Source organism: Dorea sp., from assembly GCF_977044405.1.
Genome location: NZ_CDRRQK010000012.1, coordinates 29,313 through 43,239, shown reverse-complemented (window position 1 = coordinate 43,239; position 13,927 = coordinate 29,313). Strand labels below are relative to the sequence as shown.

12 protein-coding genes are annotated in these 13,927 nt (G+C 42.4%); 4 read left to right on the top strand and 8 right to left on the bottom strand.

The annotated features are described in order from the left end of the window. Nucleotides 1-82 precede the first annotated feature (82 nt). Both yqeC and ACWJAF_RS07175 read right to left on the bottom strand, forming a co-directional pair. Entirely contained in the window at nt 83-922 is an 840-nt protein-coding gene (gene yqeC, locus ACWJAF_RS07180; protein WP_448863045.1) for a selenium cofactor biosynthesis protein YqeC, read from the bottom strand. A gap of 74 nt (nt 923-996) precedes the next feature. Then, nucleotides 997-2,331 carry a uracil-xanthine permease family protein gene (locus tag ACWJAF_RS07175; protein WP_448863044.1) on the bottom strand — a complete coding sequence of 445 codons (1,335 nt, stop codon included), beginning with the start codon at nt 2,329-2,331 and terminating at the stop codon, nt 997-999. Nucleotides 2,332-2,600: 269 nt separating this feature from the next. On the opposite strand from ACWJAF_RS07175, the gene ACWJAF_RS07170 reads away from it, so the two are divergent. Continuing rightward, nucleotides 2,601-4,049 (top strand): aminoacyl-histidine dipeptidase, encoded by a 1,449-nt coding sequence (locus ACWJAF_RS07170; protein WP_448863043.1) that lies wholly within the window; start codon nt 2,601-2,603, stop codon nt 4,047-4,049. 156 nt (nt 4,050-4,205) lie between these two features. On the opposite strand, the gene ACWJAF_RS07165 is transcribed toward ACWJAF_RS07170, so the two are convergent. From ACWJAF_RS07165 to ACWJAF_RS07155, 3 genes are all read right to left on the bottom strand, one after another. Beyond that, complete coding sequence (locus ACWJAF_RS07165) at nt 4,206-4,343, bottom strand: hypothetical protein (RefSeq protein WP_448863042.1); 138 nt, start codon at nt 4,341-4,343, stop codon at nt 4,206-4,208. Between the two features lie 2 nt (nt 4,344-4,345). Continuing rightward, nucleotides 4,346-6,706 (bottom strand): C40 family peptidase, encoded by a 2,361-nt coding sequence (locus tag ACWJAF_RS07160; RefSeq protein WP_448863041.1) that lies wholly within the window; start codon nt 6,704-6,706, stop codon nt 4,346-4,348. Between the two features lie 179 nt (nt 6,707-6,885). Continuing rightward, nucleotides 6,886-7,059, bottom strand: a complete 174-nt coding sequence (locus ACWJAF_RS07155) for a hypothetical protein (RefSeq protein WP_448863073.1) — start codon at nt 7,057-7,059, stop codon at nt 6,886-6,888. 254 nt (nt 7,060-7,313) lie between these two features. On the opposite strand from ACWJAF_RS07155, the gene ACWJAF_RS07150 reads away from it, so the two are divergent. Both ACWJAF_RS07150 and ACWJAF_RS07145 read left to right on the top strand, forming a co-directional pair. Further along, nucleotides 7,314-8,009: an SDR family oxidoreductase gene (locus ACWJAF_RS07150; protein ID WP_448863040.1), complete on the top strand. Its 696-nt coding sequence runs from the start codon at nt 7,314-7,316 to the stop codon at nt 8,007-8,009. A 17-nt stretch (nt 8,010-8,026) separates the two neighbouring features. After that, nucleotides 8,027-8,359: a hypothetical protein gene (locus ACWJAF_RS07145; protein ID WP_448863039.1), complete on the top strand. Its 333-nt coding sequence runs from the start codon at nt 8,027-8,029 to the stop codon at nt 8,357-8,359. Between the two features lie 46 nt (nt 8,360-8,405). Here the strand turns inward: ACWJAF_RS07145 and ACWJAF_RS07140 are convergent, their stop codons facing one another. Beyond that, the gene (locus tag ACWJAF_RS07140) at nt 8,406-9,632 is read right to left on the bottom strand and encodes an NAD(P)-dependent oxidoreductase (RefSeq protein ID WP_448863038.1); all 1,227 of its coding nucleotides are present in this window, start codon (nt 9,630-9,632) and stop codon (nt 8,406-8,408) included. Between the two features lie 188 nt (nt 9,633-9,820). On the opposite strand from ACWJAF_RS07140, the gene ACWJAF_RS07135 reads away from it, so the two are divergent. Then, on the top strand, nt 9,821-11,143 hold the full coding sequence (locus ACWJAF_RS07135) for a 2-hydroxycarboxylate transporter family protein (RefSeq protein WP_448863037.1): 1,323 nt from the start codon (nt 9,821-9,823) through the stop codon (nt 11,141-11,143). Between the two features lie 161 nt (nt 11,144-11,304). Here ACWJAF_RS07135 and glyA read toward each other — a convergent pair whose 3' ends face one another. Then, nucleotides 11,305-12,543 carry a serine hydroxymethyltransferase gene (glyA, locus tag ACWJAF_RS07130; RefSeq protein WP_296093481.1) on the bottom strand — a complete coding sequence of 413 codons (1,239 nt, stop codon included), beginning with the start codon at nt 12,541-12,543 and terminating at the stop codon, nt 11,305-11,307. 185 nt (nt 12,544-12,728) lie between these two features. Then, nucleotides 12,729-13,925 carry a molecular chaperone DnaJ gene (gene dnaJ / locus ACWJAF_RS07125; protein WP_448863036.1) on the bottom strand — a complete coding sequence of 399 codons (1,197 nt, stop codon included), beginning with the start codon at nt 13,923-13,925 and terminating at the stop codon, nt 12,729-12,731. Nucleotides 13,926-13,927: the final 2 nt, after the last annotated feature.

Here is a 13,927-nt window from a genome sequence, read left to right as displayed (position 1 = left end):
CTCGTAACCTTAATCTCTCCCCAAATTCATCGTTTCTTACAAACACTGGGCGATACCAAATTTTCTGTTTCGAAAATTTCTTTTACCACAATTCTTTCGACGGTAAGAATCCGGCAGTTATATGAACCCCTTCAATCTTATCCTGAAATTCCGGGACAGATGAGATACTGCCGGTGGATCTTCGTTCTACTGTTCTGTCCATAATATTCTCTGCAATCCATTCTGCCATCTCCAGCCGTTCTTTTGTATCTGCCTGATTCAGTATCACATGATATTCCATCGAGTCCGCTACCTGTTTTCTTCCGGCAAGTGCACTCTTTGCAAGACTTACGATATCCTCCGGACAGAGTATGTCCGCTTCTTTTTTCCCAAGTATTTTAGTCACTTTTTCTGTTCGGAAACAGACTTCTCCAATTTTCTTTCCAACCGCACTCATTCCATATACATTCAGTACAATATCCGTCTCCGGAACAATCACCGGTTCATGTGCGGCCGGTGCTTTCACAGGTAAATGTTTTGCGCCGTCTGCCTCCAGTAACAAGACTCCTGGTTCTTTACTTATCGTTTTGATAAATGTGTCTGAAAACGCAGATAATTTTCTTTCTGCCGTTTTCTCTCCCATCCACACACTTCCATATTGTAACACAAGCTTACGGAACATTTCCACAGAAGGTTCTCCCAGAAAATATTCCACATCATATGCCTGTATATGTGTTGTTGTTGACACAGCACAAGGTATCTTCTGTTCCTTACACTCTTTTAAGATTTTACGGATGACCGTCGTCTTTCCTCCCGCGCCAACTACGGATATTGTTTTCCGTATATTTTCTTCTTTAAAAATACCAATAGCCTGGCATAAACTGCCAGGCTCTGTCCATTTATTTTCTATATAGCTTTTTATCATATATGGATTCTTTTTCATACGTTTCCTTTTTCTCTCCAAGAGATTAAATATTCATATTGCTTTTTTATTCTCTCTGAAAATTATCGTCCGTATTATTTCTTCTGTCCTTTCGGTAAGGTAAGATTCAGTACAATCGCTACGATGGTTGCCAGAACTACCGGCGATTTTCCAAAGATGGTTGTTACCCATTCAGGAAACTGTGCAAGTGATGCATTTGCCTGGGTCACACCCATTCCAACGGCTACTGCAAGACCTACTACTGTTGTATTGCGGAAATCCATCGGTTCTGTTGTGATCAGTTTAATACCTGTCATTGTGATCGATGCAAATACGGAAATTGTCGCACCACCAAGTACACAATAAGGAATCGTTGTAAGAAATGATGAGAACTTTGGAATCAGTCCTGCTGCCAGTAAGATCACTGCTGCCATTCCCATAACGACACGGCTTACTACCTTTGTTGTCGATACGATACCAACATTCTGACTGTAAGTTGCAGTCGGAAGTCCCCCGAAAAATGCACAGAAAATATTACTGATTCCGTATCCGACAATACCGCCCGTAAGCTCTTCGTCAGTAGGCATACGATCCATAGATCCCGTGGTTGTTGCCGAGAAATCTCCGATTGCCTGTACTGCATTGATTGCGAATAAGATGCCAATCGCAACACATGCCGAAGGTTCAAACTTGATTCCAAAATGCATTGGTTTTGGAAGTTGGAACATCGAAGCACTTGCCACCGATGAAAAATCTACCATTCCAAAGAATAACGCTACAATATATCCACCGATAATACCGATCAGGATGGATGCAAGCTTCCACACGCCTTTTCCATAATGATTCAATACTGTTACGATGATCAGTGTAATGATTGCAACCAGCCAGTTCTGCCACGAACCATAAGTTTTACTGCTTGCTCCTCCTGCCATGTAATTAATGGCTGTCGGATAAAGCGAAAGTCCAATTGAGAACACAACCGTTCCTGTAATAAGCGGTGGGAAAAATTTACGGATTCTCTTGATATTCATTCCTACCAGAAGTGCTACCACACCTCCTACAATCTGCGCCCCAAGAATAGATGCGATATCAAAATCTGCTGCGATTGCCTGCATACTTGGAACATACGCGAAACTGATTCCCATCATAACCGGAAGTGCTGAACCGATTCTGAAGTTCTTTGTCTTTATAAATGGGAATAATTGTAATAATGTTGTAAGAGCAGACATTACCAACGCTGCCTGTATTAAAATAACAGAATCTTCCTGAGACAGCCCTGCCACTCCTGCCACGATGATCGATGGTGTTACACATCCCACGATCATAGCTAACACGTGCTGAACTGCAAGCGGCAGCGCCTGACCAATCGAAGGCCTGCCATAAAAATCAAATAATGCCTGATCCATCTGCTTTGCTTCTTTTGTACTCATATGTATCCTCCCGTACTTTTTTTTCAACTTCATTATTATATATTTATCTGCTTTTTTTGAACACCCTTCCAGTTATGCTTTATATTAATGAAAATTTATAAGCATTAATTATTATAGATATTACATTCTGTTATATTCGCATTACATTTTATCATGCTACTATATTAAAATTCATGGTACAATAAAACTTAGAAATTAAAATGTACTAACAGGATTTTTTGTATCCGATTTTACATAAGTACATCAAAGACAAACGGAGGAATGAACAAATGGGCATTTTGTCTAATATTGAACCAAAAGAAGTCTTTCAGTACTTCGAAGAATTAAGTATGGTACCTAGAAGTACCTTCCACACAAAAAAAATCAGTGATTTTTGCGTAGAATTCGCAAAATCTCACAATCTGGAATATATCCAGGATGAAGTCAACAATGTAATCATCAAGAAACCGGGAACTGCAGGTTATGAGAACAGTGATCCTGTCATTATCCAGGGACATCTTGATATGGTTGCTACAAAAACCACCGACAGTGATCATGATTTTGAAAATGATCCGCTCGAGCTTTTTGTTGATGGTGATCTGATTGGAGCAAAGAACACCACACTTGGCGGAGATGACGGTATTGCAGTCGCTTATGCAATGGCAATACTTGCAAGTACTGATATTCCACACCCGCCGATCGAAGCTGTTTTCACAATAGATGAAGAAATTGGTATGGGAGGCGCTAATCACCTTGATACTTCTGTCCTGAACGGAAAAATCTGCCTGAATATCGATTCCGAAATCGAAGGAGTTATGACCGTTGGATGTGCAGGCGGATATATTTACGATACATTTATCCCAATTGAATGGAGCGAAGAATCCGGAACAAAGATGACACTTTCTCTTAGCGGACTTCTTGGCGGTCATTCCGGCGGGGAAATCCAGAAGCAGCTCGGTAATGCCAATAAAATCATGGCACGTATTCTTTACGCACTTGGAAAAGAATACGATTTCAACCTGGTAAATATCAACGGCGGTAATGCTGCTAACGTAATCGCACAGTTTAACACCGCCCAGATCATTGCAGACTCTTCGCAGGTTCAGGCAATCACAGATGCGGTAGCAGCTCTTGAGACAACAATCATCGATGAATTTGCCGGTCAGGAGCCAACACTTTCACTGAAAGCATCTGTAGAAGGCGAAGCTACTTTAAACGCTTTCGATGCAGATACTACTACACGCGTGATCGGTTTCCTCTATGGAGCAATTGATGGTGTACAGTGTTATGACCGTGCTTTCCCGACAGCTGTAGAATCTTCTCTGAATACAGGTATTGTAGAAACTACAGAAGATACTGTCAAAGTAAAATTCCAGGTACGCAGTTCTGTTGCCACAAAATTAACTGATATGCAGAACAAACTGGATCTTGCAACTGACCTTGCCGGAGCTTCCCGTGAAATCTCCGGGGCATATCCTGCATGGGCTTATAACGCTGACTCAGTGATCCGTCCAAAAGCACTTGCGCTTTATAAAGATATGTTCGGAACAGAACCTACGGTTGAGACAACCCACGGTGGTTTGGAATGTGGTATCTTATTTGGCAAAAAACCGGATCTTGATATCATCTCATTCGGCCCTGATCTGACAGGTGTTCATACTTATCACGAACGTGTACATATCGCTTCTACACAGCGTATGTGGGATTATCTTAAAGAGCTGTTAAAGAGCTGTAAATAAAACTAACAAACATAAATACAGAGAACTTGCCAGTTGTAACTCATATGTACTTTCACAGCCGGCAGTTTCTCTTATATACTTTCATGTATAACGAAAGGATGATATAAATGAACTTTTCTTTTTCATTTATATCATCCTTTTCTTGTAAATACACAATTATTTCATAATGTACCTTCCGGATACATAGACTGCTTCCGGTTTATATTTTAGAATCTCTTTTACCTTTGCCTTCACCTGATGTTTCCATTCGGTTTTATCCATTGCAACTTCTGCATAAACTCCATCCAGTTCCATATCTATTTCACCAGATATACATCTGCATTCGCTACACCGAGTGCCAATGCTGTTGCATGATTATTGACATAGATATCAATGTGATTCTGCTTAATCGCTCCACCACAGTCTTCTGCTGTAAATACATGGCCACCGATAATTACCTTTGTTCCATACGGAATGACATTCGGATCTACCGCAATCGTCTGACCTTCCACAACACGAGTTCCGGTTGCTGTAATTCCATCTGCTTTGTCACAGCAGATTTCACATGCACAATAATATGTAATCGTGAAGTTGCCAAGCTTATCACCATACATTTCATCCGTTGCATTCACAGTACCAATGCCGCCTCCTGCAACTGTATAATTATCATCCAGAATTCTGGTTGCCCAGACTGCATTATTCATATTGACTGTTTTCTGAACGATTCCCTCTTTTGTGCTTGCAGCTTCGATTGTCTTGCCATCACCTGCATACATTACCACATGATATACATGTCCTTCTTTTGCATAAAAGATAAGATCTCCCGGCTGTGCATCTTCGACTGCAATCTTTGTTCCAAACTGACTCTGATCTTCTGCTGTTCTTGGAAGTACATATCCATACTGTTTGTAAATCTGCTGAACGAATCCGGAACAGTCTGCTCCTTCTGTAAGGCTTGTTCCACCCCATACATATGGATTACCGACAAACTGAGATGCAAATTCCAGCATAGACTGTCTGATCTCGCCACCCGGTGTTCCTTCTTCTACAGAAGTAAGTGTATAATAAAGCGCCTGATTCTCTTCTGGTTTAACTGTTTCATCTGCTTTCTGGTAATTTTCTTCGCCATTTGCTTCTATCTGTTGTCTGACTCCGTCACCCATATCCAGATATTTTTTCTCTACAAATCCTCTAACATCTCCGGATTCTACATATACCCAGTCAGAATCTTTATTCGCTAAGATATAACACAGTTCTCCCTGCGTCATCGTTCCTACGGTTTTTGCTTCTGTACTCATCTCTTCCTGTACATTTACCTTACCGTTACCTGCCTGTGCATTGATCAGCGCATAATCTTTGTCTACAACGGTCTGATTCACCGTTGCACGCAGATATGTGTATGCCTGATTGTCCTTTGCTTCGATACGCTCTTTTGCAGTTTTAGCAGTTTCTTCGATGCCTGTATATTCTTTTCCTGCTTTTTCTGCATCTTTTTTGGCTTTTTTCTGATATACATTCAAAAGTTCCTGTGCAGAATCTCCAGTATATACCTCAGATGCTCTTACAAATCCTCTGACATCTCCGGATTCCACATACAGCCATCCATTCTTCTCCTCACTAAGAATATATAACAGTCCGTCCTGAGATACACTACCTGTCACTCTTACACGTTCTGTCAGCTGCTGGTTCGCCAGCGCCATATTAATTCCCTGTTTCTGAAGCTGCTTTCTTTTTTTAATTGCTGTTTCCAGATTGTATACGGCTGTTTTTCTTGCCTGTTTGAATGTTTTATTCTTTGTATTCTTTTTATTTGCTTTTAATTTTTCGATTTTCGATTTCTTCGTATTCTTTTTAAAGCTTGCTTTTAATCGTTTTGCATCTTTTTTTGCATTTTCTAATTCTGTTTCAGCATCTTCTGTATTAGTCCCGTCTACATTGTCCGGAATGGACTCTCTGATGTTGATTGCAGATTTTGCAAATGCATATTTTCTTGCCACTGTCCAGAAACGGAAGTTTTCCACCATCTGCGGAAGCTTTACCAGAGTCTGCTTTGATACAAGTTCCTGGTTTGTTGCTGCAGATGTAACCGAATTGTTATCTGCTGCCGGCTGCTGGGCCGCATTCTGATCTGTTCCGTCTGCTGCAGGCTGTGTCTGATCTGCCGCCGGAGTGTCTGGTGCAGCTGGCGTCTCCGGTGTGGACGGTGTCTCTGGTGCAGCTGGTGTTTCTGGTGTGGACGGTGTTTCTGGTGTGGACGGTGTCTCTGGTGTAGTCGGTGTTTCCGGAGTGGACGGTGTAGATGGCGTCTCTGGCGTGGACGGATCTGTTCCAGGAATCGAATCTACTCTTTCTCCTGTAACCGGGTCAACTTTCTGACCGGTAGCTGTATCCACAAGATATAAGGTCTCTTCATCCAGTCTGACTTCTCCGTTATCGATCATAGCCTGGACTGTATCTGAAACTTCTGTCATCGTATCCGTTCCATCAACCGACTTAGCCTGTATCTTTGTTACCTGATCCTGTCCGTCTTCTGTCTGGACTTCTGTAATCTGAACATCTGCTGCCTGTTCATCTGCCAGTGCCGCAACCGGTGTTCCTGCCGTAAGACCTACGACCAAAAGTCCGGCAAGTGCTTTTGTTCCCAATGCTTTTGCTACTTTTATATTCCTCAGTTTCAAAAATCTAGCTCCTTCCATGCAATACTATCTATTTCACTTTTTTGTTTTATCCCCCTGACAGCCTATGTATCACCCTGATACACATACTATTTTATTATTATACTACTACATGTGCCAAATTTCCAGTCTCGTTATCGCCTAATTTGTCTCAGTTAGATATAACTAATATGTTTTACTATTTACTTTTCAAATATTTGCCCGAGGTATCCCGGTGTTTCTGTTGCATAGACGGCACTTTGTGGAAATATTCTGAATAGCTTTCCATACAGCGACTCCACTCCGGTTCCTACGATAATGTGATCTGCCGATACCGTCATCCCACGTGTTCTTGCCAGATATGCTGCAATTACCATAGTATTCTGCCATTGCTCTTTTGGACGGAAGTTTTTCTCCGGGCCTCAGCATTCCCGCCTCTATGTCATTTCTCAGGTTTTCGTACAGATCTTTGTAGATTGATTTTCCTTTTCTTTTTTTTAAATCATAATTTAGCATATCTGATCCCCTTTTTTTCTCTTGTTCTGGTCCTTTTTTCTGTGCTTTTCATCCATTACAATACATATCAACAACACAAACTACTTACAACAATCATATAAGGAGGATTTATCTTATGGGTACATATGCAGTAACAGGTGGTTCCAGTGGAATCGGTGCAAAAACAGTGAATTTATTAAAACAAAACGGACATGAAGTTTTGAACATTGACCTTCGCGGCGGTGATATCACAGCTGATCTTTCTACACCAGATGGAAGACAGCATGTAATCGATGAACTTCACAGACTTTGTCCGGATGGTCTCGATGGTCTTGTATGTAACGCCGGTGTATCCGGTGCCTGCGTTGTCACATCATCCAATACTATCTCACAAGGTGCTGCAAGGATGGATATTGCAAATCTTCTGAATAACAACAACGAAGATGAGCAGCGTATTTTAAATGTAATCGGCACATTAGACGAATCCGATCTCAGTGTCGGTAACAGCATCTATGTCGCAAGTAAATATGCACTTGCACGCTGGGTACGCCGTCATTCTGCATCCTATGCAGCAAACGGAGTCCGTATCAACGCTGTTGCCCCTGGAAATGTCAACACAACCATGACAGCTACACTTGCAACCAACGCCCGCATGGCATTAAATGCACTTCCAATCCCGACAAAATACGGTCTTGAAACACTCATGGATCCGGAAGAAATCGCAGCAGTTATTGTATTCCTTGCATCTGATGAAGCACGTGGTGTAAACGGCAACATTATGTTCGTCGACGGTGGTACCGATGCATTATTAAATACTGAAAAAGTATACTAAAAACGGAGGATGATCTTATGAAACCTATTGAGAAATATATCGAAGCAATTGAAAACAAAGATTTTACAGCTCTCGGGAACCTGTTCACCGATGACGGACACTACTGTGACTACTGTCCAAACGGAACTTCCCAGCATGAATATCATCTGTATGGAAAAGAAGCCATCTCTATGTTCTTCCGTAATAAGTTCCTGTTCCGTCAGTATGCGATCATGGAATCGCACATTCTAAATGATGAACAGGCAGAATTCATCGCTTCCTTCGGTGGTTACTGTATCATGGCTCTGGTTCATCTTCAGTCTGTATCTGAAGACGAACACATTGTACGCCTGACGGTACGCCCAAGATAAATCTTATTTCCGGCCTGCTGCGGAGATGATCCGCGGCAGGCATTTCTTATACTTCTACTTTTTGCTCCATATAATGCATCATTGCTTCTGCTGCCTTTTTTGCTCCGTCTACTGCATGTACAACAGTTTTTGAACCTGTTATTACATCACCGGCTGCGAATACACCTTCTTTTGTTGTCATGTAATCCTCATCCACGATCAGCAGTCCTTTTTCCGAGCCTTCCAGTCCAAGTGTCGTACGTATCAGTTTTTTTCTTGGTCCCTGACTGATGGATATAATGGTTGAATCCGCTTCCACCTGCACCAGGTCTTCCTCTTCTCCTGTCACTTCGCCTTCTTCATCCAGAATCATTTTCTTAAATACCGGACCTTTTTCGTTGATCTCCTGTATCGCATAGCCGAATTCAAATTCTGCCCCGTCAAGTTTTGCGTAGGCTACTTCGTGCGAACTTGCAGCTACCCTGGACCGTCGTGCATATAATGTCACCTGTCGTGCCCCATTTCTAAGTGCGGTTCTTGCTACATCCATTGCCGCATTGCCCATTCCGATTACTGCAACTTTCTCACCAAGCTCGTAAGCGGATGCATTTGCCAGATAATCAATACCAAAATATACATTGCCCAGACATTCTCCCGGAATCCCAAGATTTCTTGCCTTCCATACACCGGTTCCGATGAACACACTGTCATATCCGTCCCGTAACAGATCTTCAATCTTCAGCACAGCCCCAATCGTAGTATTCGGACGGATCATAATGTCCAGTTCCCGCATGCGGATCTGGTATCTGTCCAGAATACTCTTCGACAGACGGAATTCCGGGATTCCATACTGCATGATCCCGCCGATCTTATCTTTCCATTCAAAGATCGTCACATCATAGCCTTCTTTTGCAAGCTTGATTGCCACCGTCATTCCTGCCGGACCTGCACCGATCACTGCTGCTCTCTGGTTCTTCTTTTCTGCCTTTTCTAATTGCATCCGGTCCAGATACATATCCGATATGTAATTCTCTATACTTGAAAAATGTACGGGATTCCCTTTTCTTCCCAGTACGCAGTGTCCTTCACACTGTTTCTCATGATTACAGACAATGGAACAGATCACCGATATCGGATTATTCTCGAATAATCTCTCCCCTGCTTCCATCAGTCTGTTTTCTTTAAACATCTGTATGATCTGCGGAACCGGTGTATGTACCGGACATCCCTGCTGGCACATCGGTTTCTTACAGTTCAGACAGCGGTTCGCTTCATCAACAATGTGTAATGCCATATCTATTTTCCTCCTAATTATAGTCTTTCTACTATAAATGATACCTCTGTCTGCCATGTGCTTCTAATTCCATTATTGAATCTTCGTATTCCTATTGTTCATTTTTCTTCCCCATCAACATCATCTATAATAAAGTCATACATAAATCTGGTGCGCACTAAATCCAACTTATGTATAATGGAGGAAACATGACTGAGAAGTCTGGAAAACAAAATAAATTAAATGATCTGAAGCTCTACGGTGCTCCATGGTATATGACCGTATTCGTCTGTATTGTAGTTATTGCAGCCGCTTACCTTGGGGCTCTTGCTACTGATTTTGCCAGTATTATGATTCTGATCATTGCATATGGTATTCTGTTCTTTGAACTTGGCGAACGCCTGCCAATCTGGAATACTTATATTGGTGGTGGTGTACTTGCTGCCTTCTTCGGAACAGCAATCGTCCGCCAGTTATCATTAATCCCTAAAGTTTATATTGATCCGATCAACGAATTTATCGGTGGCGATACCGTTGGTTTTACAACCCTCTGGATTATTGTCCTGATTACCGGATCTGTTCTTTCTTTAGAGAAGAAGATTCTGTTAAAATCATTTGCCGGATATTTTCCTGCAATTTTAGGTGGTCTTGCTGCGGCAATGCTTTTTGGTTCCATCGGCGGTCTGATCTTTGGAATCTCTCCTGTCACAGTTATCTTAAAATATGTTCTCCCGGTTATGGGTGGCGGTAACGGTGCAGGAGCGGTACCTATGTCTGAAATCTATGAACAGGTTACCGGCAAATCCGCTGTAAGTTATTATGCATTTGCGATCATCATTCTGACAATCGCAAATATCATGTCAATTTTAGCCGGTGCATTCTTAAATGCATTCGGTGACAAACATCCGTCTCTTACCGGTGACAAGAAGACACTTCTTCGTAATAATACGTTCAATGCTGAAGATTCCGAAGAAGCAGAACCTACACTTTCTGATCTGTGTGGTGCGATTCTTGTAATCTTTGGAAGTTATGCTGTCGGACAGTTATTCTCCGGCTATCTTCTTCCTACAATTCTTGGCGCACCGATCCATGCTTATGCATACATGATCGTCTTCGTTGTCATCCTGTCCGCTACCGGAGTTGTTCCAGAGAACATCCGTGCCGGTGCAAGGAGATTACAGAAATTCATGAACAAATCCTGTGCCGTGGTTATGATGGCCGGACTTGGATTTGACTTCGATCTGGGCGAACTGGTTAACGCATGTACGGTATCCAACGTTGTAATCGCATTCCTGATTGTTCTGGGTGCAATTGTCGGATCTGCATTAGTCGGACAGCTTGTAGGATTCTATCCGATCGATTCTGCTATTACTGCCGGTCTTTGTATGGCAAACCGCGGCGGTAATGGTGACGTCGCTGTACTTGGAGCTGCCAAGCGAATGGACCTTATGGCTTACGCACAGCTCTCTTCAAGACTGGGCGGCGGTATTGTGCTGATCATTGCAAGTTTCTTGTTCTCATTCTTTATGTAAGATCAAAAACTTGTAAAGATATATTTTCCCTTTTTGCTATGTAAATAAAACAAAGAACTGGCTGCCTGGTAAATAACCTCTCTTACCAGACAGCCGGTTCTTTGTTTTCATATATAAAAGGAAATGCTATTTTCTCTATATACTTTCCGTATTCTTATCTCCTACATATTCAGTGGATATTTTGCAGTCAGCTCTGCCACCATTCCTTTTACTTTCTCGATATTCTCTTCACTCTTCAGTACCAATGCGATGCACTCTGCGATTACATCCATATCTTCTTCTTTCAGTCCTCTTGTTGTAACAGCAGGTGTTCCAAGTCTCACACCACTGGTTACGAATGGTGATCTTGGATCATTTGGTACAGTGTTCTTATTACATGTGATATGTGCTTCGTCCAGACGTTTTTCCAGTTCTTTTCCAGTTACGTCTTCGCCTCTTAAGTCAACCAGCATCAGGTGGTTATCTGTTCCTCCGGATACGATTTTCACACCACGATCCATCAGGCCTTTGCTGAGTGCCTGTGCATTCTTGATGATCTGTTTCTGATATTCTACAAATTCCGGCTCCAGTGCTTCCTTGAAACATACAGCCTTACCTGCAATTACATGCTCCAAAGGTCCACCCTGGATTCCAGGGAATACTGCTTTGTTGAAGTTGAATTTATCTGCTGCTTCCTGATTACAAAGGATCAGTCCGCCTCTTGGTCCACGCAGCGTCTTATGAGTTGTTGTTGTCGTTACGTCTGCATATGGAATTGGACTTGGATGAAGACCTGCTGCAACGAGTCCGGCGATATGTGCCATATCAACCATCAGGTATGCGCCTACCTCATCTGCAATCTCACGGAATTTTTTGAAATCAATGGTTCTTGCATAAGCACTTGCTCCTGCGATGATCATCTTTGGCTTTTCTTTTACTGCGATCTCACGTACTTTATCGTAATCAATCACACCTTCGTCATTCACACCATAAGATACGATGTTAAAATATTTACCGGAAATATTAACCGGAGAACCATGTGTCAGATGTCCGCCGTGATCCAGATTCATACCCATGACTTTATCTCCTGGTTCCAGCATTGCAAAGAATACTGCTAGGTTTGCCTGTGCGCCGGAATGTGGCTGTACATTGGCATAATCACAACCAAATAATTTCTTCGCTCTTTCTCTTGCAAGATCTTCCACTACGTCTACACACTGACATCCACCATAGTAACGTTTTCCCGGATAGCCTTCTGCGTATTTATTTGTAAGCGGACTTCCCATTGCTGCCATGACTGCCTTACTTACCCAGTTCTCCGATGCGATAAGCTCCAGATGGGAATTCTGTCTGTCCATCTCTGCCTTTATGGCATCTGCAATTTCGCTGTCTGCTTTTTTAATTTCATCAAATGCGTACATACTTGAGTCCTCCTGGTTTGTTAAAAAATTGATTTGTTTAATATGATAGCACTTTACCATGGTGAATGCCAGTGTTTTTTTGTATATTTTTTCAGACATACATTCCTTTGGCATCTGCAAGGACTTCCACCGGCAGCTTCTCCTACATACTTTGGTATTAAAAAAAGAGGAAACCTCTGATGAAATTAATCATCAAAGGTCTCCTTTAATTTATCCATAAATCCTTTTTTCTTTTTGGTTTTATGTTCATGTTCTTCTGCTTTTTCGGATTTCTCTGTTCCAAGGGAATTACCCGTCAGATCATCGAATTTACGAAGTGCTTCTTTTGCTTCGGCACTTAAGTGCTCCGGTGTCTGGATAACCAGTGTTACATAATGATCGCCGCGAACCTGGGCATTTCTAAGAGATGGAACTCCCTTACCTTTCAGACGTACTTTTGTATCTGTCTTGGTTCCAGGTTTTACAGTGTAGATCACTTCTCCATCTACAGTCTTGATACGGATATCCGCACCAAGTGCTGCCTGTGCAAATGTAATCGGTACGGTTGAGAAGATATGCATATCCTGGCGCTGGAAGATCGGATGTCTTGATACCACAACCTCCACCAGAAGATCTCCTCTTGGTCCGCCGTTTACACCCGGCTCACCTTTTTCACGGATTCTGACGCTCTGACCATTATCAATACCTGCAGGAATGGATACAGATATCTTCTTCTTGCTTGATACATAGCCTGTTCCGCCGCAATCCGGACATTTTTCTTTTATAATCTTACCAGTTCCCTGACAATCTGGACAGGTCTGTACATTCTGTACAGTTCCAAAGAATGACTGCTGTGTATATACTACCTGACCTTTACCACCACACTTCGGACAAGTCTCCGGAGATGTTCCCGGTTTGGCACCTGTTCCGTTACATTTCGGACATGGGTCTTTTAATACAACGTCTAATTCTTTCTCGCATCCAAATACAGCCTCTTCAAATGTGATTCTGACACTCTTACGGATATTCATACCTTTCATCGGTCCCTGGTTCGCACGTCCGCCTCTGCGTCCGCCACCGAACAGATCTCCGAAGATATCTCCGAAAATGTCTCCAAAATCAGCACCGTTAAAGTCGAATCCGCCGTAACCGCCACCTGCTCCTGCACTTCCGTCAAAAGCAGCATGACCAAACTGATCATACTGGCGGCGTTTTTCCGGATCACTCAAGACTGCATATGCCTCAGAAGCTTCTTTGAACTTCTTTTCAGCTTCAGCATCACCCGGATTCATATCCGGGTGATACTTCTTGGCAACCTGTCTATATGCTTTTTTCAAAGTTGCTTCGTCAGCATCTTTACTGACCCCAAGCACCTCATAGTAATCTCTTTTTGACTCTGCCATTT

What these genes read in the sequence shown, in the direction of transcription:
- yqeC (WP_448863045.1), bottom strand. Translation starts at nt 922, where the DNA reads ATGAAAAAGAATCCATATATGATAAAAAGCTATATAGAAAATAAATGG.
- ACWJAF_RS07175 (WP_448863044.1), bottom strand. Translation starts at nt 2,331, where the DNA reads ATGAGTACAAAAGAAGCAAAGCAGATGGATCAGGCATTATTTGATTTT.
- ACWJAF_RS07170 (WP_448863043.1), top strand. Translation starts at nt 2,601, where the DNA reads ATGGGCATTTTGTCTAATATTGAACCAAAAGAAGTCTTTCAGTACTTC.
- ACWJAF_RS07165 (WP_448863042.1), bottom strand. Translation starts at nt 4,343, where the DNA reads ATGGAACTGGATGGAGTTTATGCAGAAGTTGCAATGGATAAAACCGAA.
- ACWJAF_RS07155 (WP_448863073.1), bottom strand. Translation starts at nt 7,059, where the DNA reads ATGGTAATTGCAGCATATCTGGCAAGAACACGTGGGATGACGGTATCG.
- ACWJAF_RS07150 (WP_448863040.1), top strand. Translation starts at nt 7,314, where the DNA reads ATGGGTACATATGCAGTAACAGGTGGTTCCAGTGGAATCGGTGCAAAA.
- ACWJAF_RS07145 (WP_448863039.1), top strand. Translation starts at nt 8,027, where the DNA reads ATGAAACCTATTGAGAAATATATCGAAGCAATTGAAAACAAAGATTTT.
- ACWJAF_RS07140 (WP_448863038.1), bottom strand. Translation starts at nt 9,632, where the DNA reads ATGGCATTACACATTGTTGATGAAGCGAACCGCTGTCTGAACTGTAAG.
- ACWJAF_RS07135 (WP_448863037.1), top strand. Translation starts at nt 9,821, where the DNA reads ATGACTGAGAAGTCTGGAAAACAAAATAAATTAAATGATCTGAAGCTC.
- glyA (WP_296093481.1), bottom strand. Translation starts at nt 12,543, where the DNA reads ATGTACGCATTTGATGAAATTAAAAAAGCAGACAGCGAAATTGCAGAT.
- dnaJ (WP_448863036.1), bottom strand. Translation starts at nt 13,925, where the DNA reads ATGGCAGAGTCAAAAAGAGATTACTATGAGGTGCTTGGGGTCAGTAAA.